This window comes from Microbacterium sp. Leaf161 (assembly GCF_001423645.1).
Lineage (GTDB): Bacteria > Actinomycetota > Actinomycetes > Actinomycetales > Microbacteriaceae > Microbacterium > Microbacterium forte.
On record NZ_LMOW01000001.1, the window covers coordinates 460,160 to 482,548 of the forward strand.

At 65.3% G+C, this 22,389-nt stretch carries 13 protein-coding genes; 4 read left to right on the forward strand and 9 right to left on the reverse strand.

What is annotated here, in order from left to right:
* Positions 1 to 74: 74 nt before the first annotated feature.
* From ASF87_RS02350 to ASF87_RS02360, 3 genes are all read right to left on the reverse strand, one after another.
* Complete coding sequence (locus tag ASF87_RS02350; protein ID WP_056376294.1) at positions 75 to 1,499, reverse strand: sugar transferase; 1,425 nt, start codon at positions 1,497 to 1,499, stop codon at positions 75 to 77.
* Between the two features lie 155 nt (positions 1,500 to 1,654).
* Positions 1,655 to 3,391 carry a DUF4012 domain-containing protein gene (locus tag ASF87_RS02355; RefSeq protein ID WP_056373855.1) on the reverse strand — a complete coding sequence of 579 codons (1,737 nt, stop codon included), beginning with the start codon at positions 3,389 to 3,391 and terminating at the stop codon, positions 1,655 to 1,657.
* A gap of 73 nt (positions 3,392 to 3,464) precedes the next feature.
* On the reverse strand, positions 3,465 to 5,543 hold the full coding sequence (locus ASF87_RS02360; RefSeq protein WP_056373857.1) for a hypothetical protein: 2,079 nt from the start codon (positions 5,541 to 5,543) through the stop codon (positions 3,465 to 3,467).
* A 166-nt stretch (positions 5,544 to 5,709) separates the two neighbouring features.
* Between ASF87_RS02360 and ASF87_RS02365 the strand changes: the two genes are divergently transcribed.
* Complete coding sequence (locus ASF87_RS02365) at positions 5,710 to 6,837, forward strand: glycosyltransferase (RefSeq protein ID WP_056373859.1); 1,128 nt, start codon at positions 5,710 to 5,712, stop codon at positions 6,835 to 6,837.
* Entirely contained in the window at positions 6,834 to 7,799 is a 966-nt protein-coding gene (locus tag ASF87_RS02370) for a glycosyltransferase family 4 protein (protein ID WP_056373861.1), read from the forward strand. Before ASF87_RS02365 ends, ASF87_RS02370 begins: the two co-directional genes overlap by 4 nt.
* Here ASF87_RS02370 and ASF87_RS02375 read toward each other — a convergent pair whose 3' ends face one another.
* The 5 genes from ASF87_RS02375 to ASF87_RS02395 all read right to left on the reverse strand — a co-directional run bounded on the left by ASF87_RS02375 (position 7,800) and on the right by ASF87_RS02395 (position 13,900).
* A complete protein-coding gene (locus ASF87_RS02375) occupies positions 7,800 to 8,900 on the reverse strand; it encodes a glycosyltransferase family protein (protein ID WP_056373863.1) in 1,101 nt (366 codons plus the stop codon). It lies immediately after the preceding gene.
* Positions 8,897 to 9,946, reverse strand: coding sequence for a polysaccharide pyruvyl transferase family protein (locus tag ASF87_RS02380; RefSeq protein ID WP_056373864.1), 1,050 nt, complete (start codon positions 9,944 to 9,946; stop codon positions 8,897 to 8,899). Before ASF87_RS02380 ends, ASF87_RS02375 begins: the two co-directional genes overlap by 4 nt.
* Positions 9,947 to 10,072: 126 nt before the next feature.
* Positions 10,073 to 11,782, reverse strand: coding sequence for an ABC transporter ATP-binding protein (locus ASF87_RS17950; RefSeq protein ID WP_235558847.1), 1,710 nt, complete (start codon positions 11,780 to 11,782; stop codon positions 10,073 to 10,075).
* Positions 11,775 to 12,626: an ABC transporter permease gene (locus ASF87_RS02390; RefSeq protein WP_056373865.1), complete on the reverse strand. Its 852-nt coding sequence runs from the start codon at positions 12,624 to 12,626 to the stop codon at positions 11,775 to 11,777. The genes ASF87_RS17950 and ASF87_RS02390 overlap by 8 nt, the downstream gene beginning before the upstream one ends.
* A gap of 107 nt (positions 12,627 to 12,733) precedes the next feature.
* A complete protein-coding gene (locus ASF87_RS02395; protein WP_056373867.1) occupies positions 12,734 to 13,900 on the reverse strand; it encodes a nucleotide sugar dehydrogenase in 1,167 nt (388 codons plus the stop codon).
* Positions 13,901 to 13,953: 53 nt separating this feature from the next.
* On the opposite strand from ASF87_RS02395, the gene ASF87_RS02400 reads away from it, so the two are divergent.
* Positions 13,954 to 16,287, forward strand: a complete 2,334-nt coding sequence (locus ASF87_RS02400; protein ID WP_056373869.1) for a glycosyltransferase — start codon at positions 13,954 to 13,956, stop codon at positions 16,285 to 16,287.
* 80 nt (positions 16,288 to 16,367) lie between these two features.
* Here ASF87_RS02400 and ASF87_RS02405 read toward each other — a convergent pair whose 3' ends face one another.
* Positions 16,368 to 21,143 carry a glycosyltransferase family 2 protein gene (locus tag ASF87_RS02405; RefSeq protein ID WP_082508724.1) on the reverse strand — a complete coding sequence of 1,592 codons (4,776 nt, stop codon included), beginning with the start codon at positions 21,141 to 21,143 and terminating at the stop codon, positions 16,368 to 16,370.
* 24 nt (positions 21,144 to 21,167) lie between these two features.
* Here ASF87_RS02405 and ASF87_RS02410 point away from each other — a divergent pair, with 24 nt between their 5' ends.
* On the forward strand, positions 21,168 to 22,373 hold the full coding sequence (locus ASF87_RS02410) for a glycosyltransferase (protein WP_162238667.1): 1,206 nt from the start codon (positions 21,168 to 21,170) through the stop codon (positions 22,371 to 22,373).
* The last annotated feature ends 16 nt before the right edge of the window (positions 22,374 to 22,389 follow it).

A 22,389-nucleotide genomic window follows, 5' to 3' on the forward strand; every position in this document is an offset into this window, starting at 1 on the left:
TTGAATGTACCCAGAGCCGGGCCTCAGCCGTGGATGCGACGCGGACAGTCGTCGGGAATCTTCGCGACCCGGACTCAGTGCGCAGTCGCACCGGGGGCGACCACGGTGCGGACGGTGCGGAACAGGATGATGAGGTCCTGCATGAGCGACCAGTTCTCGACGTAGTACAGGTCGAGACGGATGGTCTCCTCCCACGAGAGCGAGGAGCGTCCGCTGACCTGCCACAACCCGCTCATGCCGGGCTTGACGAGCAGACGACGATGCGCGAAGTCATCGTAGAGCGCGACCTCCGAGGCACGTTGGGGTCGCGGGCCCACGAGACTCATATGCCCGAGAAACACGTTGACCAGCTGGGGCAGCTCGTCGATGGAGTGCCTGCGGAAGAAGCGTCCGACCCTGGTGATGCGCGGGTCGTCGTTGATCTTGAACAGCGGCGTGCCGGCGTCGCCCTGCAGGTCGAGAAGAGTCGCGAGCTGGTCGTCGGCGTCGGCCACCATCGACCGGAACTTCAGCATGCCGAAGGTGTGTCCTCCGCGTCCGATCCGCTCCTGACGGAAGAAGATGCCACCCGGCCCGTCGACGCGGATCGCAATGGCGGCGATGAGGAAGACCGGCGACATGACGACGAGCAGCAGCGAGGACCCGACGATGTCGAAGGCCCGCTTGAGGAAGCGCTTGGCGCCTTCCATGCGCGGGAAGTCGACGTGCACAAGCGGCAGACCGGCGACAGGTGTCGCATGCATGCGAGGCCCCGCGATATCCGTCAGCACGGGGGCCATGATGAGTTGGATATCTCGGTCGGAGACGGAGTACCCGAGGCGGCGCATCGTCAGAGGGTCGAGATCGTCGGATCCGACGATGATCAGGGCGTCGAAGCGCACCTCATCGAGCACCCTCTCGACGTTGGCGATGTCGCCGAGCACCTCGAAGCCCGAGATGTCGGCAGCGGAGGTGCTCTCGGTGATCACCCCGAGGATCTCGTACCCGCTGCTCTTCGCCCGCCGGATCTCGCGCCCGACGAGGGCCACCTTCGACGGCTCGCCGATCACGACCGCCCTGTGCAGATACTGCCCCGTCTTCTGCCGACCACGCAGCCACTGGCGGCACATCCATCGCGACAGCAGCAGAAGCACCAGACCGAGGGGGAAGACGACAGCGACGAGGGCCCGGGAGAGCTCCATCCCGAGGAAGAACGCGATCGCGACGGTGACCGCGAACACTCCGATCGACGCGTTGACGATGCGTCGGTATTCATCCGCTCCGTGCCCGACGGTGTGGCGGTCCCGCGAATCCGCCACGTCCAAGGCGATCAGCCAGAGGATGCCGATCGATGCGAGCACGACCAGGTACGACACTCGGGGTCCGCTGGGCCAGGACACACCGGTCAGAAGCCCGGGAAGCACGATGATCGCGGCGACGATCAGCGTGACCAGCACGACCACCACGTCGTTGTAGAAGAGGCGACTCGCGTAGAGCCGAGTCCACGCTGGTCGCCGCATCTTCTTCACGCGAACCTGGGCGGTGCTCGTCGACTCACGCGGGGCACTGAAGCCACCGTGCTCGACTTGAACGACGACGACTCTCACCCCCCTCGGCTGTACTGACGCCAGAACGCGAGCAAGTATATCGGTCTGCCCGGAATCGGGGACAGGCCTCAGCCGGAGCAGCCGTCCGTGACGACGGGCTTCGCGCCCCGCACCATCGGGTTGGTCCTCACCTCGAGAGGGCCGTAGTCGTCATCGCCGCCGACGAACGTCGCGGTGACGTCGACCGAATCCCCCGGGTCGAACCAGGCCTCGAACGCGACCACCGGCCGACCGAGATCATCGATGTCACGATGCATGACCGACACCTCGTCACCGTTGAAGGTCGCATCCGCGAGCGTGGTCCCCGGAGGACCGTAGACGAAGATCCAATCGCGGAACCGGGCGCCGAAGGTCATGCTCTGCACATAGCGCGGCAGCGCCTCGGCCTGGCGCTGCGTCAGCGGCAACGTGAGCGATGCGGTGGCCGTGAACGTCGCCGTGTCTGCTTCGCACACGGCAGTGGCCGTCGTCGCCGTCTCCGTGAAGTAGTCGATCTTCGAGCCGTTGCTGTTGTTGAAGTAGATGCCCATGGTGGTCACGTTGGAGTTGTCCGCCGGAAGCACCCCGCTGATCTTGGCCCCTTCGATCGCCTCAGCCACCTGCTCGTCGTCGCTCCAGACCAGCACACTGCCGTGAGACGCGCTCTCCGTGATGGCCCACAGCATGTCCTTCAGATCGAAGTCACCGGCGGCGATCTTGTCGAAGACCGCGGCAGCCGTGTCGGCGAAAAATCCGTCGACGAGTTCGGGCTCCTTGTACGAGTCCCAGCGCCCGTAGACCTCGCTCAGCAGCAGGGAGACCGCGTTCTCTTCGGAGAGGACCTCGCCCGAGGCGAGCTCGATGGGGCCCGTCGCCTTGAGGATGCGCCCCAGCGCCAGCGGATCGATCGAGACCACACCGGCGATCTCGTCGTCTGCGATGTCGCGCTGCCACCAGGCACGCATGATCTTCGCTGCGGTGGGGAAGTCGGGGCGGCTCATGCTCGTGTTGATGTGGTCGACGAGATAGCGCGTGTACAGCTGGATGGCGTTCGGGGGCACCTCCACGTCGACAGCGACGCCGTTCTGATAGTTGCCGCTGTCTCCCTGCGCGCCGATCGCGATCGACCCCTCATCGACCTTCACGAGAGTCTGGGCGGCGGCGCTGCCCCCGAGCGCGAGCGTTTCGGCGTTGTTCTGGAAGACGAGGAGATACTTGCGCTCGCCGTCGCCGCCGAGCAGTTTCGGAAGGACCCCGATCATCGGGGCGGCCGCCGACATCACCTCGTCGACCTGATCGACTCCCTCGCGCACGACGGAGACCAGGAAGGGCGACTTGGAGACGGACTCCAGTCCGTCGGCGAGCTCGGTGATGTGCGTCGCCTGGTCGTCTGTGGCATCGAGGAGCCGCTCGGTGATCGATCCGGTGGAATCCTCGTCACCCATCACCGGCACGGCGACGCCGTTGACGAGTGCGTCGAGCGACTGCGCCGCGAGGCGCACACCTTTGAGGTTGTCGCCCACGACCGGGACCCACTCCATGACCCACCACACAGGGTCGGACGCCGCGGCACCGGCGCTGGCGGCGCTTTCGGAGAGCTGAGGGAGCGCATCGTCGACGTCGCCACCGCCCTGGATCTCCGAGATGAGGTCCTGGCTCTGGACGAGTCGGTCCTTCACCGTGATCGCGCGCAGTCCCACCCAGCACACCGCGATGAGGAAGGCGATGATGACCAGGATGACAACGGTCCAGATTCGGCGCCGCCGCCGCTGACGGCCCGGCATCCGCTCGTCGATGCCCTGCGCATCCTGACGCTCTGCGCTCATGGACGACGTACCTTTCGTGCGGGGGTGATCTGGTGAATTGTACCGGCGACGCCTGAAGCCGCCCCGTCCGCGCTCACTCGGACTCCGAGGAGATGAAGATCGGAGACGCGCCGAGAGTCAGCGAGACCTCGCCGTCCTCGGGCTCGATCGTCTCGGTGTTTCCGGACATGTCGGTGACAACCAGGGGAACGTCGGACGTGAAGGTGCGCTGCACCTCGCCCTGCGGCGCCCACGCGATGCGCGTCGCCTCATCTCCTGAACCGAAGACCTCGACCGAGGTCTGCTCGTCGGATTCATCCGAGGTGAAGGCCTTGTCGCGCAGCTGAGTGATCATCAGCGCCTGGGCGAAAGCCCCGGGCTTCGGAGCGAGAGCGACGACGCCTGCACGTGGTGCGTTCTCATAGAGCCCGAAGTTCGCTTCGCCCGCAGCGGGGTCGGGGGTGTCGTTCACCAGGTCGTACCAGAAGTACTTCTCGACGCCGTTGGCGAAGGCAAGCGCCTGGTTGCGCACCATCATCTGCCCCTGCTCGAGCAGCGAGACTCCTGCATAGTGCGTCGGGAACCCCATCTCGGTCACCCACACGGGCCGGGTCTCCCCCGCGGTCTCCTGCATGTCGGCGTAGGACTGCTGCACGGTTTCCGCGATCAGATCGGCGTCGCGGTTGATCCACGATTCGTACGGGTGGTAGCTCGCCACATCGGTCACGCCCATCCCGCCGGCCTGCCAGAACCCGACGAACCAATCGCGGTCGTAGAGTGCGGTGGAACCGGTGACGATCGGGAGCTCCGGATACGCCGTGCTGACGTGGTCGCGGACCGACTGCGCGATGGGCACGTAGCACGCCGGCGCCGCCCCGCACGCCGTGTCGTTCTCACGATGGTTGAACTCGTTCAGCACCTCGAGTCCGACGAGGTCGAACCTGTCGGCGACGGCCTTCGCATAGGCGCCGTATGCCTGGATCGAGGTCTCATTGCCCGGTGCCTTCCTGGCGCCGTAGAGCCTGTTGCCGTAGACGACGAGGCCCAGCAGCTTCACGTCGTTCGCGTGCATGCGCTCGAACTCGCGCACATAGTTCTCATCCCACGCGTACTGCCCGGCGACCTTCTCGTTCCGCTCCCACGAGATGTCGTTGCGCACCTCGGCGAAGCCGATCGCAGCCGCCAGCGAACCCGTGCCGACGAAGGCCTCCTTCTCGACATGCGCTCCCACCCCGAAGCGGCCGTCCTGGGCCACGGCGAAGCCGTCGGCGTCGATCACAGCGACATCCGTCTGGATCTGCCGACCCGCGGAGTCGTTGACGGCGACCGTGTAGTGTCCCTGCGATACGCCGGTCAGGGGCAGGGCGGAAAGCGGACCCGTGGAACCGAACTCGCCGGTGATCGGCTCACCACCGGACGTCGACGTGGCGCTCCACTGCACGGGCCCTTCAGCGAGCGAGACGGCGAGCAGAGCGGATTCGTCGGTCATGATCAGAGAGTCGTTGACGATGCCGGCCGGCGTCTGCACGGCCTCGAACGATCCGTTGGGCACGAGGTTGTCGCCGCCGGCCGCGGTGATCGACACGTCGTCGATCCCGAAACCTCGCACGGCACCGGAGAACGCGACGTCGAACGTCGACGCGGCGGGCTGATCGCTCGCCGACGTGAACGGGAACTCGATCGTCTCCCACTCCGCATCCAACTCGGGAAGCGTGAAGGTCTGACCCGCCACGTTCAGGCGAACCCCGGTCTCGGTCTTCTCCTCGGCGAGCACCCGCACGGATACTCGGAGCGTGTAGTCCGTGCTCGGAGCGAGCGCGACGGGTGCGGACGCAGCGATGATGTCCGCATCGTCGGCCGGCGCATCCACGCGCAGCGACACGGCGCCCTGCGCCGCGTCGCCGACCTCGGGAAGGACCGTGCCTACTACTCTGCGGTCCGCGAGCGTCCATGCGTCGACCGAGGCCCGCGCGACGTTCGTGACAGGGACCACGGCCGGCTGTTCGGTCACGACCGGCTCGGGAGTGGCCTCAGGCGATGGCGATGCCTCGGCGCGAGGCTGGGCCTGCTGTCCGGAGATCACCATCGCAGCCGCAGCACCGCCGCCGACAAGGAGCACGGTGACCGCGCTCGCGATGATGATCGTCTTCTTCGTCGCGCGCAGAGCCATCATGTCCTTTCCCCCGAGTGTTCGTCTCCAATGTATCGGGTCGTACTCGGGACGAACCTGACAGCCGCCCTGGGCCCGCCCGCCGAGAACTTCCCTAGACTCGACGCATGCTTGCAGAGGCCCAGCCGACACTGCGCGCCCGCGTGCCCTGTGGTGCGAGGTCGGCGCTGTGAGCGGTGTGCTGGTGCACGAATGGCTCGCTCCGAGAGGCGGCTCCGAGAACGTCTTCGAGGCACTCAGCCGGGTCTTCCCGGACGCAGCGCGCTATTGCCTGTGGAATGAGAGCGAAGGCCGCTTCGTCGTCGATGGCGAGACATGGCTGGCCCGCACACCGCTGCGCGGACGCAAGGCCGCAGCCGTCGGTCTGATGCCGCTCGCCTGGCGGACTCTTCCGAGCATCGATGCGGACTGGATCCTCACGAGCTCGCATCTCTTCGCGCACCATGCGAGATTCGGGGGCTCCGGGCGCGGCGCCCCGAAGCTCGTCTACGCCCACACCCCGGCGCGCTACATCTGGAACCCCGAGCTCGATGTGCGCGGCGACACGTTCGCCGCGAGGGCCGCCGCGAACATGCTGAAGGGGCTCGATCGCAGGCGTGCTCAGGAACCAGTCGCGATCGCCGCGAACAGCGTGTTCGTGCAGAAGCGCATCGAGCAGGCGTGGCATCGCGAGAGCACGGTGATCCACCCTCCCGTCGATGTGACGGGTTTCCTCCGCGCACCCGAACCGGACGAACGCGACGAGGACGCCCTCGCGCTGCTGCCTGAGACCTTCCTCCTCGGCTTCTCCCGATTCATCCCCTACAAGCGACTGGATCTCGTGATCGAGGCCGGCATCGCCGCAGACGTGCCCGTCGTTCTCGCCGGTGCGGGACCGGACGAGGCACGTCTGCGCTCGCTCGCCGAGGAGCGCGCACCCGGTCGGGTCTTCTTCGTGCGGTCGCCGGGAGCGGAGCTCTACCGGGCGCTGCTGCAGCGCTGCATCGCCCTCATCTTCCCCGCGGTGGAGGACTTCGGCATCGTCCCCGTGGAGGCCATGGCAGCAGGCCGACCGGTGATCGCCGCCGCCGTGGGCGGGACGGCCGAGACGATCGTCGACGGCAGCACCGGCGCGTTCGTCGAGGACTGGTCGCGCGACGAGCTGCGCCGTGCGGTCGAGGTGGCCGCCGGCGTCTCACCCGACGCCTGCCGAACGCAGGCGGAGAAGTTCTCCGAAGCCGTGTTCGCCGATCGCATCAGGGAGTGGGTGGCGGAGTCTATCGACGGCGCACGCCAGCCGGAGACGAGGAGCGCGTGACCGTTCTCGTCGACGACCGGTATCGCGGCACGCACGGCATCGGCCGCTATGCCGCAGAGGTCCTCCCCCGGCTGACTCTGCCCTGGGCACCCCTGCATCTCGGTGGCACCCCGTTCTCCGCGGTCGACGCGTTCCGTTCCGTGGGTGCCGCCGCTGCTCCCGGCGCTCTCGTCTATTCGCCCGGCTACGGTGCGCTCGTTCGAGCTCGAAAGCAGCTGCTCACGCTGCACGATCTCATCCAGCTGAGCGCCCCGGGGCTCGACCGCTGGAAGTTCGCCGCCTACTACTCCGGTCCGGTCAGAAACGTCGTCCGCAGAGCAGGCACCGTGCTCACCGTCTCCGAGACATCGGCCCGAGCGCTTCGTTCGTGGGTGAACGACGACGATGTCGAGATCGTCAATGCGGGCAATGGGTGCTCTGACGCCTTCCACCCCCGCTCAGGCGCGCTGCAGCAGTCGGATCCCTACGTGCTGTTCGTCGGCAACGGCCGCGCCCACAAGAATCTCGACGTGGTCCTCGACGCCCTGGTCTCGGCGCGCGACGTGCGCCTCGTCGCCGTGGTTCCCGAGCGCGAGATCGCCGACCTCGAGACCAGGGCGACGCAGCGGCTCGTCGACGCCCGAGTGCGCTGGGTGAACGGAGTCGACGACGAGAGGCTCGCTGATCTCTATCGGGGCGCTGCGGCGACCGTGATGCCCTCGACGCTCGAGGGGTTCGGCCTCCCGGCCCTGGAGTCGGTCCGCTGCGGCACCCCTGTCGTGTACTGGGCAGGGTGCGAATCGGTCGCGGAGATCGTCGGAGACCGCGGTCACGCGGTGTCCTCCCCGGGCGATGCGCAGGAGTGGGCGCACGCATTGACCGACGCCGTGGCCGCCCGGCGACGGGTCGCGCCACCCGAGGGCTACGACTGGAATCGCACCGCGGGGATCGTCTCTGAGACGATCACCCGACTGCTCGGCTGACTAGGTTCGGCGTCGCTCGACCGACCAGAGGAAGTCCTCGAGCGAGTCGGTCTTGCGCCCCCACGACGCGGAGGATGCCGCGTCCATGCCGGCGTGGTTCGGCGACGGGTGTCCCAGGGCGCGTTCGAGCGCGGCATCCGCACCTCGGTCGTCGTCGTACACCTCGATGCCGAGGTGGGGTGAGGCGCGGATTCCGGGCGTCTCACGCGCCACGACGGCGAGCCCCGCCGCGAGGTACTCGTAGAGCTTCATCGGGCTGCGGCCGGCATTGAGCGGACTGTCGGAGAGCGGCAGAAGGCCGACGCGCGCCGTGTGCAGCAACGCCGGAACCTCGGCGTAGGGAACGGGCCCGATGATGTCGACGTTCGACGGCACCGGTTGCGGCGGGCGGGCGTCTGGACCGGCGATGACGAAGCCGACGTCTGGTCGTGCTCGCGCCCAGGCGACGACGCGCTCCCAGTCGAATCGGTCGTCGAGCGCCCCGACGTAAACGCACCGCGCCGCACGGGAGCGATCCTCGCCGACCTGCGGTGCGAAACGGGCGACCTCAGCCCCGTTGCCCAGCACGAGCGAGGGGGTGCCCAGGGTGCCGAGTCCGCGCAGGACTTCGTCGGAGGTGGCGATCACGCCGTCGACCTCGTCGAGAATGCGACGCTGCAGGGCGTGTTTCACCCCACCGGGGTAGAGATCGGTGGGTCGATAGATCACGCGATGCGAGAGCGATCGCACAGAGGCGTCCCACAGCAGCGGCTGATCGATGAGCACGGCGTCGAATCCCCCGGCGATGCCTTCGTGCTGCAGCATCCGGGCGACGCGGGGAGCTCCGACCGGCGCCGGCAGGATCGTGCGCGGGACGACCTGCAGCACCCCGTCAACGTCTCGGTGAGCGCGGCGCGGCACGCCTGCCAGCTGCTGACGATCGACCCGTCCGGTCAACCGGTGGATGAGCGAGATCGGGGTGCTCAGATGCACGACGTCCGCTCCGCGTTCGGCGAGCACACGCGCGTAGTGGTGGCTGCCGACCCGGAAAGCACCGAAAGGATGACTGTGTGAGAGGAACAGGATGCGCGCGGACGCGGCTCGCGCCGCCGCGTGGGTCATGCTCGCACCCGACGCACAGTGTCGCGGATCTCCTGCCGAATGCCCTCGAGCGTCGCCGCCGCTATGCGCACACGTTCGGAGACCTCCGCCGCGCGTTCCGGCGTCGGGAGAAGCGCCGCGCGCATGCGCGTCTGGTCGCTCGCGGACGAGTCGACCGAAATGCCGTGCAGCCCGATGGCCGCGAACGCCTTCGTGATCTTCATCGTGGGGCCGGGAACCAGTTCGACGGGAACCGCCCCGCTCAGAGCGGCGAGCACGAGCACGTGCATGCGGTCGCTGACGACGATCTGCGCCGCGTCGTAGCGGTGCCGCAGGCTCTCTTCCTGCACGAGGGGATCGGTGTCACCCCAGGCGTCGAACTCGCCGCCGAGCAGCTGCGCGAGCTCACGCGCTCGGCTCTCGTCTTCGCGCACCTGCACGACGGTGCGGATCGAGAGGCCTGCACGCTCGGCGGTCTCACGCACTGCATCCAGCCACTCCGCATCCGGCAGCGGGCGCGCACCCCGCAGACTCACCAGCAATTCGGAGCGCTCACCCCAGGGGAGCCCGGCGCGTGTCCCCGCCGAGAAGCCGATGTCCGGTGCGAGCCTGCCACACCGCGCGGTCGTCAGCGTGGCTTCGTCACGCCACAGCGTCACCTGCGAGAGGCGAGCCGCCAGGCGATGAATGGCGAGGGCCGGCCACGAGGGCGCACGGATCCCCCTCGGTGGACGGACGACCACCCCGCCCTTGAGTCGGACGATCAGAGTCTCGGCCAGGAAGACGAGCTCCCTGAGACCGTTGCCCCGGTCGAGCGGGATCTCTCCCGCTTCGAACACCAGCACGGGGTGACGCGGAACCAGAACGAGAAGCCGGAGCCAACGAGGCACCGACTTCTTGGTCCGCAAAACGAGGGACTCGGCAGACAGACCCAGTTGCCTCAGCCAGACATCGGGTGCATCTCCGGTGTAGGCGACCAGCTCGTCACTCGTGCCCACCGCCCATGCGAGCGTCTCGCGGCGGATGAGCGCGTCGCCGATGTTGCCCGCGGGGCCCGTGAGCGACACGAAAGTTCGGGTGGCGCGGGGCGCTCTGGACGATCGTGGAACCCGGCGGCGCATGAGGTAAATCTAGTCTGTTCGCCGATGCGAGCCGTTCACGGATGCCGCGCGGCACCGGGCATGCCGTTGCGATCAGGGGATGATCGTGACGGGGTCTGTGCCGGTTCCGGGGTCCGTGCCGGTTCCGGGGTCTGTGCCGGTTCCGGGGTCTGTGCCGGTTCCGGGGTCCGTGCCGGTTCCGGGGTCCGTGCCGGGATCAGTCGGCGGCGTCGGCGTCTCGGCGGGGGGCGCAGGCTCAGACGGAGCAACAGGCTCGGGCACGGGCGTCTGCGACGGGCGCCGAACAGGACCCGTGTTCTCCTCGGGCTCTTCGGTCTCGACGGGCAGCACGCGCGTGACGGTGACGGGCGCGCTGACTCGCACGCCGTCCTCGTTCTCCGCGGTCACCGTATAGACGACCGTCTCCGCCGCACAGGTGAACGGAACGGCACGGTCGGTGAGATTCGACGGCAGGGCTGCGGCGATCGGCAGCTCGAGCGCGTCGACCTGCGTCTCCCCCGCGGCGATCGCGACACTCTCGGCGTCGTCGATCTGCCAGCTCAGCAGCACCTGGCCTTCGGCCTCTTCCGAGGCGCATTCGACGGTCGCCGTGTTCGCGGTGAAGCTCTTGATCACCGGAACCGGCGCAGGTGTGGACTGCTCGGGCGTGGGACGCACGGACGGTTCGGTGTCGACCGGTGCGGCGACGCTGCTCAGCGTTCCGATGATCGCACCGGCGGCCACCGCGAGAAGCACAGCGACACCGGAGAGCACCATCAACAGAACGCTGCGCTTCCTCGTGCGCCTCTCGGCCCGGCGATGCCGGTCGCGTCGGGCGCGAGCGCGGGGCTCCTCAGCGCCGGACGACAGCGCGGCTGCGACGGGCGCCCCGCCCGCGACACGGTCGTTCTCTGGTTGCTCGACGCCACCGGCGTCGAAGCCAACGGCGACGGGAGCGTTCTTCGTCGAGGGTTTAGGTGCCGACGCCGCTCCGACGGCACTGGAACCCGGGTTCTTCGTCCACGCGACGTATTCATCGATGACGTCGTCGGTGGGGCCATCGGCGATGAGCTCGCCCTTGTGCACCCACAGCACCCGCTCGCAGGTCTCCTTGAGCGATCCAACCGAGTGGCTGACGATCATCACCAGGCCGGCGCTGTCGCGCAGCTCGTTGATGCGCTTCTCGCTCTTGGCCCGGAATCGCCGGTCTCCCACGGCGAGCGCTTCGTCGATGAGCAGGATCGAGTGCGCCTTGGCCGAGGCGATCGCGAATCGCAACCGCGCCGCCATCCCGGAGGAGTATGTGCGCATGGGGTGATAGATGAAGTCGTTGAGCTCGGCGAAGTCGGCAATCTCGTCGACGTGCTCGGCCGCTTCTTCCGGGGTGAAACCCATCGCCAACAGCCCGAGGCGGATGTTGTTCTCGCCCGAGAGCTCGGGCACGAGAGCCGCGTTCACCCCGAGCAGCACGGGGCGCTCTCTGGCGAAGATGCGCCCCTCCGAGGGCGGGATAAGACCGGTCATCGCCCGGAAGAGCGTCGATTTGCCCGAGCCGTTGTGCCCGACGACGCCGATCGACTCGCCTTCTGTAGCGGTGAAGCTCACTCCTCGCAGCGCGGGGACGGTCTGCAGATCGCGTCCGCCTCTGAAGGATCGCATACTAGTCAGAGACTCGCGCGCCGTCATCCGCTTGCCAGAAGCGTAGACGCGGTAGTTGATATGTACGTCGTCGGCGACGATCATCGGCCGACGCACGCGATCTCCGACGCTCGCGCGCCCGGTGGGAAGAAGAAGATCAGTCACTGAGCCCGTACCTCTCCTCTGCGCGCCAGAAGAAGATGGCGCCGCCGACAAGCGTCACCAGCGCCCAGATCGGAGCAGCGACCCATGCGAGCAACGGCGCCGAGTAGCCGTCGAGCAGCACATCTCGCGCGATGGCGATGAACTCGTAGATCGGGTTGAGGTGCACGATCGTCAGCAACACCGGGTACTCGGCAAGCGCTCCATCGACGTCGAAAAAAATGCCGCTGACGTAGAAAAGCACGCGGCTGATGATCGGGACCAGCTGCTGCACGTCACGCGTGCGTACCGAGATGCGGGCGACCACGAAAGCGACTCCGAGATTGAACAACCCCATCCCCGCTAGCGTCGGGATCACTAGCAGCCAGGACCAGGAGATCGGTTCGCCGAGCACGAGCAGGAGAATGCCGAGCAGCAAAATCACTGGCACCATCCGCATGGCCTGCTCGGCGACGACGGAGATCGGCAAAAGAATACGCGGGAAGCCGAAGCTCTGCACGAGTTTGGTGTTGCTCGTGATTGCTTTCGAGCCCGTGCCGAAGCAACCAGTGAAGAACTCGAAGATAAAGACGCCGACAATGAGGAACTGCACGAAATTCTCCGGGCGAGCAGGCCCCGAAAGAATGAAGTGGAAGATCACTCCGTAGATGATCGCGAGAGACAGCGGTTTGAGGACAATCCAGAGCACGCCGAGGCGATTGGGCAACAGGCTTGCAACCAGGCGGCTGCCCGCCAGCCGCAGCGCAAACATGCGCATACGCCACGTGGTTGCGAGATACTCACCGAATGGAGGTCGCTTTCCCACCTCGGTCAGACCGGCGGTCGCGGGCACAGCCATCGCTCCCATTCGGAATCCTCTACCTCTCTCTACCCCGGTGCGCGGTGAGTGTGCACCCGGGGCGGCATATCGGATTATGTTACCCCACCCGCCGATTCCGCCACCCGTGAGGCGACTCAGTCGCGGCCGTAGATGTCGCGCGTGTAGATCTTGTGGGCGACGTCGTCGAGGGCATCGGTCGCGCGGTTGGCGATGATGACATCGGCCCTGGCCTTGAACTCGTCGAGGTCGCGCACGACCTCCGAGTGGAAGAACTCGTCTTCGTCGAGGGACGGCTCGTAGACGACCACCACGACGCCCTTCGCCTTGATGCGCTTCATGATGCCTTGGATCGACGACGCCCGGAAGTTGTCAGACCCCGATTTCATGACGAGGCGGTAGACGCCGACGGTGCGGGGCTCTCGGGCCAGGATGTCGGTGGCGACGAAATCCTTGCGGGTGCTGTTGGCATCGACGATTGCGGCGATGAGGTTCTGCGGCACCTTGGAGTAGTTCGCGAGCAGCTGCTTGGTGTCCTTCGGCAGGCAGTATCCGCCGTAGCCGAAGGAGGGGTTATTGTAGTGCGACCCGATGCGCGGGTCGAGTCCCACGCCCTCGATGATCTGCTTGGTGTCGAGCCCGTGCACGACCGCATAGGTGTCGAGTTCGTTGAAGTACGCCACGCGCAGCGCCAGGTAGGTGTTGGCGAAGAGCTTGATCGCCTCGGCCTCGGTCGACTCGGTGAGCAGCACCGGCACGTCGGTGGCGATCGCTCCCTCGAGCAGAAGTTCGGCGAAACGCTCTCCGACGGGGCCCCGGTCTCCGACGACGATGCGCGAGGGATAGAGGTTGTCGTGCAGCGCGCGCCCCTCGCGCAGGAACTCCGGCGAGAAGACGATTTTCGACTGCGGATGTTCGGCTTTCATACGCGCCGTGAACCCGACCGGCACGGTCGACTTGATCACGATCGCGGCGTCGGGGTTCACCGCGAGCACGGTGTCGATGACGTTCTCGACCGACGAGGTGTCGAAGTAGTTGGTGACCTCGTCGTAGTTCGTCGGCGTCGCGACGACGACGAACTCGGCATCCCGATAGGCGGCGTCAGCATCGACCGTCGCCGTGAGGTCGAGTTCGTGCGTGGCGAGGTAGTCCTCGAGCTCGACGTCGGCGATGGGCGACACCCGACGACTGAGCATCTCCACCTTCGCAGGGTCGATGTCGACGGCGAACACCTCGTGGTGCTGGGCGAGGATGACGGCGTTGGACAGGCCGACGTATCCGGTCCCTGCGATGGCGATCTTCATGCCCTCAGGCTACTGGTGTGTCTAGCCGAACCCGACCGAGTAGAGTCGAGCCGATGACTGTCCCGCTTGTGTCGATCGTGATTCCGGTCTTCAACGACGTGACCACCATAGCCTCCGCGATCGAAAGTGCGCTCGCGCAGACGCTCCACGATGTCGAGATCGTCTGCATCGACGACGCGTCAACCGATGGCACCGACGTCGTCATCGAGCGCTTCGCCTCACTCGACGATCGAGTGCGACTGATTCGCCTTGAGAGCAACGTCTCTGCGTTCCAGGCACGCCGCACCGGTGTGTTCGCCGCACGCGCTCGGCATCTGCTCTTCTTGGACGGTGACGACGAGCTTGTACCGGCTGCGGCTGAGACGGCGCTCTCCCTCGCCATCTCCTCTGACGCAGACCTCATCGGATTCGGTGTGACGATCGTCGAGAGAGACGGCCGTACGGGCAATGCCTACGAGCGGCGGCTACAGCCGATCCATGCCGAACTGCGCGGCGATGAGGTACTCGCCGGCCTTTTCCCCATCGACAAGCCCGCCCAGGGGCAGTTGTGGCGGTATCTCTTCCGGATCGAGATTCTCCGCACGGCCTACTCGCTTCTTCCAAGCGAGCTCGCCCTGCCGCGTATCAATGACTTGCCGCTGATGTTCCTTGCCGCAGCTATCGCCGAGAGCTACGTGTCTGTGAACGAGAAGCTGTACCGGTATCACTTCGGGCGGGGCGGAAGCGGTCATCGAGTAGATTCTCTCGATCGGGCCGAGTTCTACGCATCGGCTATCCGCTCGATAGACAGCATCGGCCCTGCCGTGGAGCAGCTCGCGAGCGAGCGAGCGGATGCCACCCCGCTGACGTCTTCATACGCATCGACCCGGCTGTCGATCATCGGTTACGTCTGCTTCCAGCTCGTCGAGCGCAGCGACCCCGGTTTGCTCAGCTCATCGCTGAACCTCCTCGTCTCACTCGCTCCCGCGGAAGACGTGATCCGCGCAGCGGCGCGGTTTTACCCGGCAACCTTGAAGATCCTGAAGTACCACATGCCGCGGCCATCCCTCGGTGGTAAGGAGGTGCGAAACGTGTTGCTGGCGACATCGAATCTCCGAACCGGTGGCGTCTCTGCAGTCCTCACGTCTCAAGCGCGCTACCTGACCGACGCCGGCTACCACGTGACCGTAGTGGCGCGAAGTCCGAGTAGCGAGCCACACGCCGTGCCGGATGGGGTCGATTTCGTAGAGCTCGCGTCACGCGATCTGCTTGGCCGGTTGAAGGAATGGCAAGCGATCTGCAGCGAGCGCAAGATAGACGTGGTCATCGACCATCAGATGCTGTACACCCAGTACTGGCCCGAATTCGCGCTTGCTGCGCGCGCAGAGGGTGCAGTGACGATCGGGTGGATCCACAACTTCATTGCTCGGCCGATTCTCGATGGCACTGATCGCCTACGACTCATCGAAACATGCAGCGGCACGCTTGCCCACATCGCCGTGCTTTCCCCCCTCGACGTGGCCTATTTCCGGCTCCGCGGTATCGATCACGTTTCGTATGCGCCCAACCCGCCGTCACCGTTGCTGCTCGACAGCCTCTCCCACCCACCAGAAAGGCGCGCGCCAGGCGAGAAGATCCGACTGGTCTGGTGGGGGCGACTGGAACAGCGCACGAAGCAGGTCTACGAACTGATCGAGATCGGCACGCAGTTGCGTGCGTTGGGAGCCTCGTTCTCGATCACGGTGATCGGCCCCGACTGGGACGACGTGACGGCGCGGAAGTTCAACGCTCGTGCCAGGCAAAGCGGAGTGGCGGACGCTGTCGTCGCAATTGGAGCTCTCCGCGGCGAGCGCCTGGTCGCGGCGATGGACGCGGCTGACGCCTTCGTGACTACGAGCCTGATCGAGGGATACCAACTGACCATCGCCGAGGCTCAAGCGCGCGGACTGCCTGTGTTCATGTACGACCTGCCCTGGCTCACGCTCGTTCAGGACAACGAAGGGATCGTTTCGGTTCCGCAGGGCGACGCCGAAGGACTCGCCGCTCAGATCATCCGTACAATGCGCGACGACGCGACCTATCGCCGGCTCTCGGCGGCCTCGATCACCAGCGCACGCCGAGTTCTCGACCGCGAATACGCTCGCCTCTACGACGATCTCCTGCAGGGCGCGCCCCAGCCGGAGATGTCCCCATCTCCCACGTTGGAGGATGCGGGGCTTCTGCTCGAGCTGTTCGCCTTCTACGCCGCTCGTTCCCATTCCACGGGCTTGAGCGGTGCAGTTGCGCCCGCTGAGATTGGCGTTCGCGTTTGGGGCTGGGTCGCCCCGCTCGGCAGGCACACGCTTCGACGTCTCCCCGGGCTGCGGCCGCTGGCACATCGCGCAAAAGGCTGGTTGCGCGCTCGCTGACCGCTTGCACGTCGGCGCACGAAGTTGCCCCCTCGCGTCGGCTCCGTTGCCCCGGCGCATCAGCACCGGGGCAACGAGGCTCAATCTTTTTCGAAGGACTGCGAGATTACCGCGCGTCTCCGCGCGTACTCGCCCTGCAGCTCGGCGGGGACACGTCCCTGCGCCCAACTCAGCAAGTGGGCCGCGAACTTCACCCACTCTTCTCGCACATCGTCGTAGTGGTCGAGGTGAGAGATACGCGCGTGCGTATCGCGCAGCGCCTCCAGTACAGCCATGCGGCGTGCGTCGTTCACGTTGGTCACCTGTTTGCGGATCGCGAACTTTCGGTGGACGCACACTTCGGCATCAAAGAACTCGATCGCGCTCGCGCTCGCGATGCTGTGCCAGTGGAACAAGACATCGTTATGCACCACCGTCGCACCGAAGAAGATGTTGGCGTCGTGCAAAAGCGTGGTACGGATGATCCGGTTCCACGGATAGTTGATCAGCCGGGCCGCCAGGCTCTCCTTGTCCGCCTCTGTTCTCGCCTCTGCCGCCTGCTTCCACAAGTCGCGATCGGCATCGAACATGCCCCGGCTGCGTCCCTCGTCCACATAGTCGATCCGGTACTTCACGAAGAGAAGATCTGCTGAGGTCGCGTCGGCCTGCCGAACGGCCGCCGCCAGCGACCGGCTGTCGACATGGTCGTCGGCATCGAGGAAGTAGGTGTATCGGCCGGTACTCAACGGAATCACTGAGTTGCGTGCACGACCGGCACCCTTATTCCCCTGTGCGAACACGTGCACGTTGGCGTGACGGGATTCGTACTCCCGGATGACGGCCAACGACTCATCCGTCGAGCCGTCGTCGACAAGCAGGATGTTGAAGCTGATCCCTCGCAAGGTGAGCAAGGAGTCGAGGGTGCCGCCGACAAGATCGGCGTTGTTGAACACGGGAATCACGATCGTCAGGTCGACGTCCGGATACGCTGCCTGGTCTTCGGCCATACGTGTCTTGGTTCGGGCGGAGAGCTTGACACCCGGAGCTGCTGCCACGGCCTTGCGGTAGACCTCGCCGAACCCTCGCTTGACGAGCGCCGATGCCGCCGGTTGTGTCTGTCGAGTGGCGGTCCAGTGGGTACGGTCCAGGTACCCGATGAATGACTCGAACAGCTGCGTGCGACTCTCGCCCTTCGCGCCATCCAAGAATCGCAAGATCGTGTTGGCGTGATTCACGAAGGCGCCGAGCTTGTAGGTCTGGGCGCTCATCGTCTGGCCTTCGCGTTCCATGCGGTGGAAGCTCACGACCGTATCGCACAGAACCACGCGCTGCGCGCGAGAGAGCACGAACCAGTGAAGCGGGTTGTCCTCGTAGAAGTAATCGCCCTCGGGGTACAGGATGCGGTGCTCCTGTAAGAACTCGCGACGATAGAGCTTTCGCCACGGAACCGGCGATAGGCGGAAGAGATCCGGATTCGTGACTGCCGAGATCACTTGCCCGATGGGCAGGTCACCCCACACGCCGCGATCGTAGGATTCGGTCCCGGTTGCATCTTCCGCGGTAAACGTTCTGAAGTCTCCGATGGCGAGGTCGGCGGAACTGCTCTTCGCGGCCGCGACGAGCGCCGCGAGCCCGCCAGGTGAGACGTGATCGTCACTGTCTGCAAAAGCGATATAGTCCCCAAGCGCTGCGCGGATGCCGACGTTGCTCGGAATCCCCGCTCCACCCAGCGTGTTGTGGTCGAGAGCAAAGACTCGAACCCTGCGGTCCTTCTTCCAGTATTTCTCTATGATCGAGCGGCCGTTATCCGTCGAGGCATCGTCGACGATGATGAGCTCAAGATCCGAGAAACTCTGATCGAGCACAGATGAAATGGCCACATCGAGATAGGGCTCGACGTTGTAGACGGGCATGACCATTGAAACGACGGGCGTACTCGTCAGCCGAGAGGCGGTGTGCTGTGCGCCGAACACGACCTCGTTCTTCGCATTCCCGCGCGGCGCGATCGTTCGCAGGGCTTTCCACGCCGGATCAAGGATTGCTCCCTGTGCTGCTTTCGACACGCGATGACCTGCGGACGCGATGCGACCGGGAACCGGAGGCGCGAGATAGATGCGTCCCCCGGTCAAGATCTGGGGCTGCCAGTCCTTCGTACCCCTCGTCGTCGCCGTCGCGTTGAGAACGAGTGGGAACTCCACTCGTCCAAGCGGGGTCTGGAAACTCCCGAAGAGCCGCCAGCGCGAGCCCGCGAACTTCGCGAGAGTGCGTCGCCAGCTCTTATGTCCGTCCGCGCCAGTGGTCGCGGTGAAATCGCGCCGCCGGACGACCCCGTCGTCAACTTCGCGCAATGCGTAGACGCCCGCGATCGGTGCAGCGCTGTTCTCTTTGAGCGTGAGAGTGATATGTCCTTGGTCGACGATCGCTTCGGCGACCGTCGCCGTCAGATACTCCTGGCTGAAATCGCTGCTGCTCGGAGCATCGGTGGTCGACACATCCGGAAGATGCCTCAGAGATCCGTTCGCGACCCTCACGACGACGCTGTCGGCACTGTTCCACAGCACCGCATCAGGCGAGACAGGGCACATCTGTTCGACCACGTGGCCGCCGCCGGCGTCCACGTCGACCGTCGCGCGCCACTCGCCGGCACCAACCGCGCCCGATGCGGCAATCGCCGAGACGAGTTCTGCCCCGACCACGGTCGGCACGAAAGTGACGTTCGTCTCTCCGTTGCTCAGCCGAACGCTCCGAATTCGCGTCGGTGAGGTATCCGAGATCATCAGGCGAGCACCAGATGCGCCGAACGAAACCGCCGTGACAGCAGGTATGGGCATCTCCGGTCGGGCAGTCACCCATTCTGGTTCGACACCGAACCACGAACCGACTGTCTCGACGACGTCGATGCTCGCCACCGTGCGACCACGCTCGTCACCGGCTCGCGCATCCTCCACCACGATGACCCGCTTGGTCTTGATCGGGCGCCTCTCTTGTGGGTGTCCTTGCGCTGCGCCGGCGTGGCGAACGATGACGACCTCGGCACTGGCATCGGCGTCATCGTCCAGGAGGGTGACCTGTTTGCCGTTGATCATGCCCTGCAAGACGGCTGGGAAGTATGCGTTCGCTCGCGGGCCGAGCATCGAGTAGGACTGCACGAGAGCGATACGTTGCCCGGCATCACGAGCCGCCGACAGCTCGGCCATGACCGTACGCAAGAAACCACGGCGCGACGATAGTTCCCGACCATCGAGCACGACGATGATGTCAAACTCGCGGCTCGGCAGACCATCAGTCAAGTCGGACCATGGCATCTCCGCACTCGGCTCGGAGGGCTTCACATGCGAATCCGTCTTGCCCGCCTCGACGAGCTGCGCGCGGTACCGCGCTGCCGCGAGGTGAGCCAACGTCGCGGTCGATACCCACAGGCCTTCGCGGTTCTCCTGCGTGTTCGAGACCAGATCAAGGACCAGTGGCGCGCCAGGAACGAGCAGTCCGACCTTGGTCTTACTGGCCGCTTCGAGCCTCATTCGGTATTCGGCGTCGATGACGGGGCTGGCAACGTCAAAGAAGCCTATGGTCTCAAGCGTGATGTCCCGGCGGAACAGAAGCGTCGAGTCCGACACTGTCAATGTGGAACCGGAGGCGGTTATTACATCGAGATGCTCGGAGACGCCGAGCGCGTGGACCGCATTTGCCATACGTGACGGGCTGATCAACAGGTCATGGACCTGTACCTCGAGCCGGTGGGGATGCGCCCATGAGTCCGCCCCCTGCAGTGTGAAGAACTCGCCCCGGGCCTCGCGAAGGGCCACGTTCCGCGTGCTCCGCCCGCCGATCTCGGGCGTCTCAACCTCAATCGATCGGATACGTTCATCCGACCTGACGAGCTCCTCGAGGGCCGGGGTGGCTGACGACCCCAGCAGCAGCAGCTCCCAGTTCTGGTAAGTCTGCGTGATGATCGAGCGCACAGAGACAAGCAGTGCCTCATCGGGGCGATCGTAGATCAAACCAACACTGACGAGTGGTCCTTCTGCCACCAGCGCCTGAGGCGTGGCCCGAAGACCGTCGAAGGAGGTCGACCCTGTGACGCCCAGCTCGATGTCCTCGATGCCCAACCGGCGGTATGGCTCGTTCAACTCTGCAAGCATGCTGACGACCGCGCCCCCCGAGCGCGGATGAGCCAACTGGACTGAGACGACGTGTGTCAGCCAGGTGCCCTTCTTCACAAGTGGCAATACTGCTCTTGCTTGATCGATCATGCTGTTCTGCATCAGTCTCTCGAGCAGGGATCCTGGGTCCTCCTTCTTAAAGGAGTCCCCGGCGATGAACCTCTGCGCGATCAGCGACAGAATCGCTTTCTCAGCCTCGCGGTCGAGGTCACGCTCGTGAAGGGTAACTACCAACCCGAACAGCCGGTCTAGCGGAACACCGGCGAGCTTCGAGAGGCGCATGCTGTCGGGAGCAGTCTCTTGGATCACGGCGGAGCGAAAGGACGCCCAATCATGTCCGAAGCCGGTCGCTCGACCAGCCAGGGCGTCGAGCGCCCACAGCGAACGGGTCCGCGCGCCGAAAACCTCCAAAGTGCGGTCTTCCCACGCATCAGATCGCAGGACGGAGAGCCGCTCGTGTCGCGTCGAGTCACTAGCAACGAGAGCGAGACTCGGAACGCCAAAAGCTGCCCCGTCGCTTGAATCCCTCTCGTGGCCGCTCCATGTCTCAAGATCCTTCGGCGAGCACGTCAACTCCTCGCCACTCGAGAGTCGAAGAAGGAAATCATCAGTGTGCCAACGCCGCTGTGCGAACGCCCCCGAGCCAGTCATATGCTCGATTGTACGGGTCTGGCTCAACGCGCTCGAACGCGCGGCGTACTGTACGTTGTCCATGCACCCATGGGAGATTACGGAAAGATGACTGGCAACGAGCACGACTTCGCCGAAGAACTTGCAAGCGCCCGTCGACAGCGAGATGCTGCTGTGGCGCGCTTGCGCCAACTGGAGTCCTCGCTCTCCTACCGAATCGGTCGCGCTGCTACGCGGTTGCCGCGCGCTCTCAAGTCGATTCGCGGCGTTTCGGTTCGTCGTAACAAACCTTCCGGCGGGATCGCCGGATCTGCCCTACCGGCTAAGAGCGTTCCGACGCCGCATCCCGTTCGCTCGTGGACACCTCTGCCCCGTGTCGATAGTCCCGACGTCAGCGTCGTGATACCGGTCTACAACTCGGTCGACTGGCTTGAGGATTGCCTTTCCAGCGTGCTTGCCCAGACAGGGCCGACACTCGAGGTCATCTGCGTGAATGACGGTTCGACGGACGGGTCGGAACGTATCCTCCAGCGCTTCGCGGAGAAGGATGAGCGCGTCCGGATCGTCACCCAGCCGAACAGCGGACAATCCGTCGGGCGAAACAGGGGATTCGCTGAGACGGCCGGCCGGTATGTCATCTACCTCGACAGCGATGATTTGTGGCAGGAGGATTCACTCTCTGATCTTGTGGGTCACGCGGACTCCGAACGGCTCGATCTCCTGCTCTTCGACTCTTTCGCGTTCCGTGACGGTGACGTCGATAAATCCATCTGGGAGCGATACGCGACCTACTACCAGCGTTCGCAGGAGTACCGGAAGGTGAGATCCGGGATCCAGATGCTCGCCGACATGCGCCACCAGCGCGACTACCGTCCGCATGTGGGCCTGTATCTCGCACGCACTGCCTTCGTGCGTGATCTCGGAACCCGGTTCATTCCGGGGATCGTGCATCAGGACAACCCGTACACCTTCTCCCTGCTGCTGCATGCGAAACGCGTCGCCCATGTGCGCACGGATTTCTACGCGCGTCGAATCCGCCCCGGCTCGACGATTACCGGACTCGATGATCTTCGCTCAGCGAAGGGCTATTACCTCAGCTACCTGGCGATGATTCGGGAACTGGGATCTCGCGGTCTGGAACCCGATACCTCGGACATGGTTGCTGACGTGGTGCATGGGGTGTTCCAAGGAGCGCGGCAGAAGATCGCTCACCTGACCCCTGATGAGGTCCAGTCTTTGGTCGATCTTGACCTCGGCATGGACGCCCAGCTCGTGATGCGCGCACTCCGGCCAGTACGCGCACGTTCGTACTGACGGCCGTGCGTCGCAA

What these genes read in the sequence shown, in the direction of transcription:
- ASF87_RS02405 (WP_082508724.1), bottom strand. Translation starts at nt 21,143, where the DNA reads ATGGACAACGTACAGTACGCCGCGCGTTCGAGCGCGTTGAGCCAGACC.
- ASF87_RS02395 (WP_056373867.1), bottom strand. Translation starts at nt 13,900, where the DNA reads ATGAAGATCGCCATCGCAGGGACCGGATACGTCGGCCTGTCCAACGCC.
- ASF87_RS02360 (WP_056373857.1), bottom strand. Translation starts at nt 5,543, where the DNA reads ATGATGGCTCTGCGCGCGACGAAGAAGACGATCATCATCGCGAGCGCG.
- ASF87_RS02410 (WP_162238667.1), top strand. Translation starts at nt 21,168, where the DNA reads ATGACTGGCAACGAGCACGACTTCGCCGAAGAACTTGCAAGCGCCCGT.
- ASF87_RS02375 (WP_056373863.1), bottom strand. Translation starts at nt 8,900, where the DNA reads ATGACCCACGCGGCGGCGCGAGCCGCGTCCGCGCGCATCCTGTTCCTC.
- ASF87_RS02390 (WP_056373865.1), bottom strand. Translation starts at nt 12,626, where the DNA reads ATGGGAGCGATGGCTGTGCCCGCGACCGCCGGTCTGACCGAGGTGGGA.
- ASF87_RS02350 (WP_056376294.1), bottom strand. Translation starts at nt 1,499, where the DNA reads ATGCGGCGACCAGCGTGGACTCGGCTCTACGCGAGTCGCCTCTTCTAC.
- ASF87_RS02400 (WP_056373869.1), top strand. Translation starts at nt 13,954, where the DNA reads ATGACTGTCCCGCTTGTGTCGATCGTGATTCCGGTCTTCAACGACGTG.
- ASF87_RS02355 (WP_056373855.1), bottom strand. Translation starts at nt 3,391, where the DNA reads ATGAGCGCAGAGCGTCAGGATGCGCAGGGCATCGACGAGCGGATGCCG.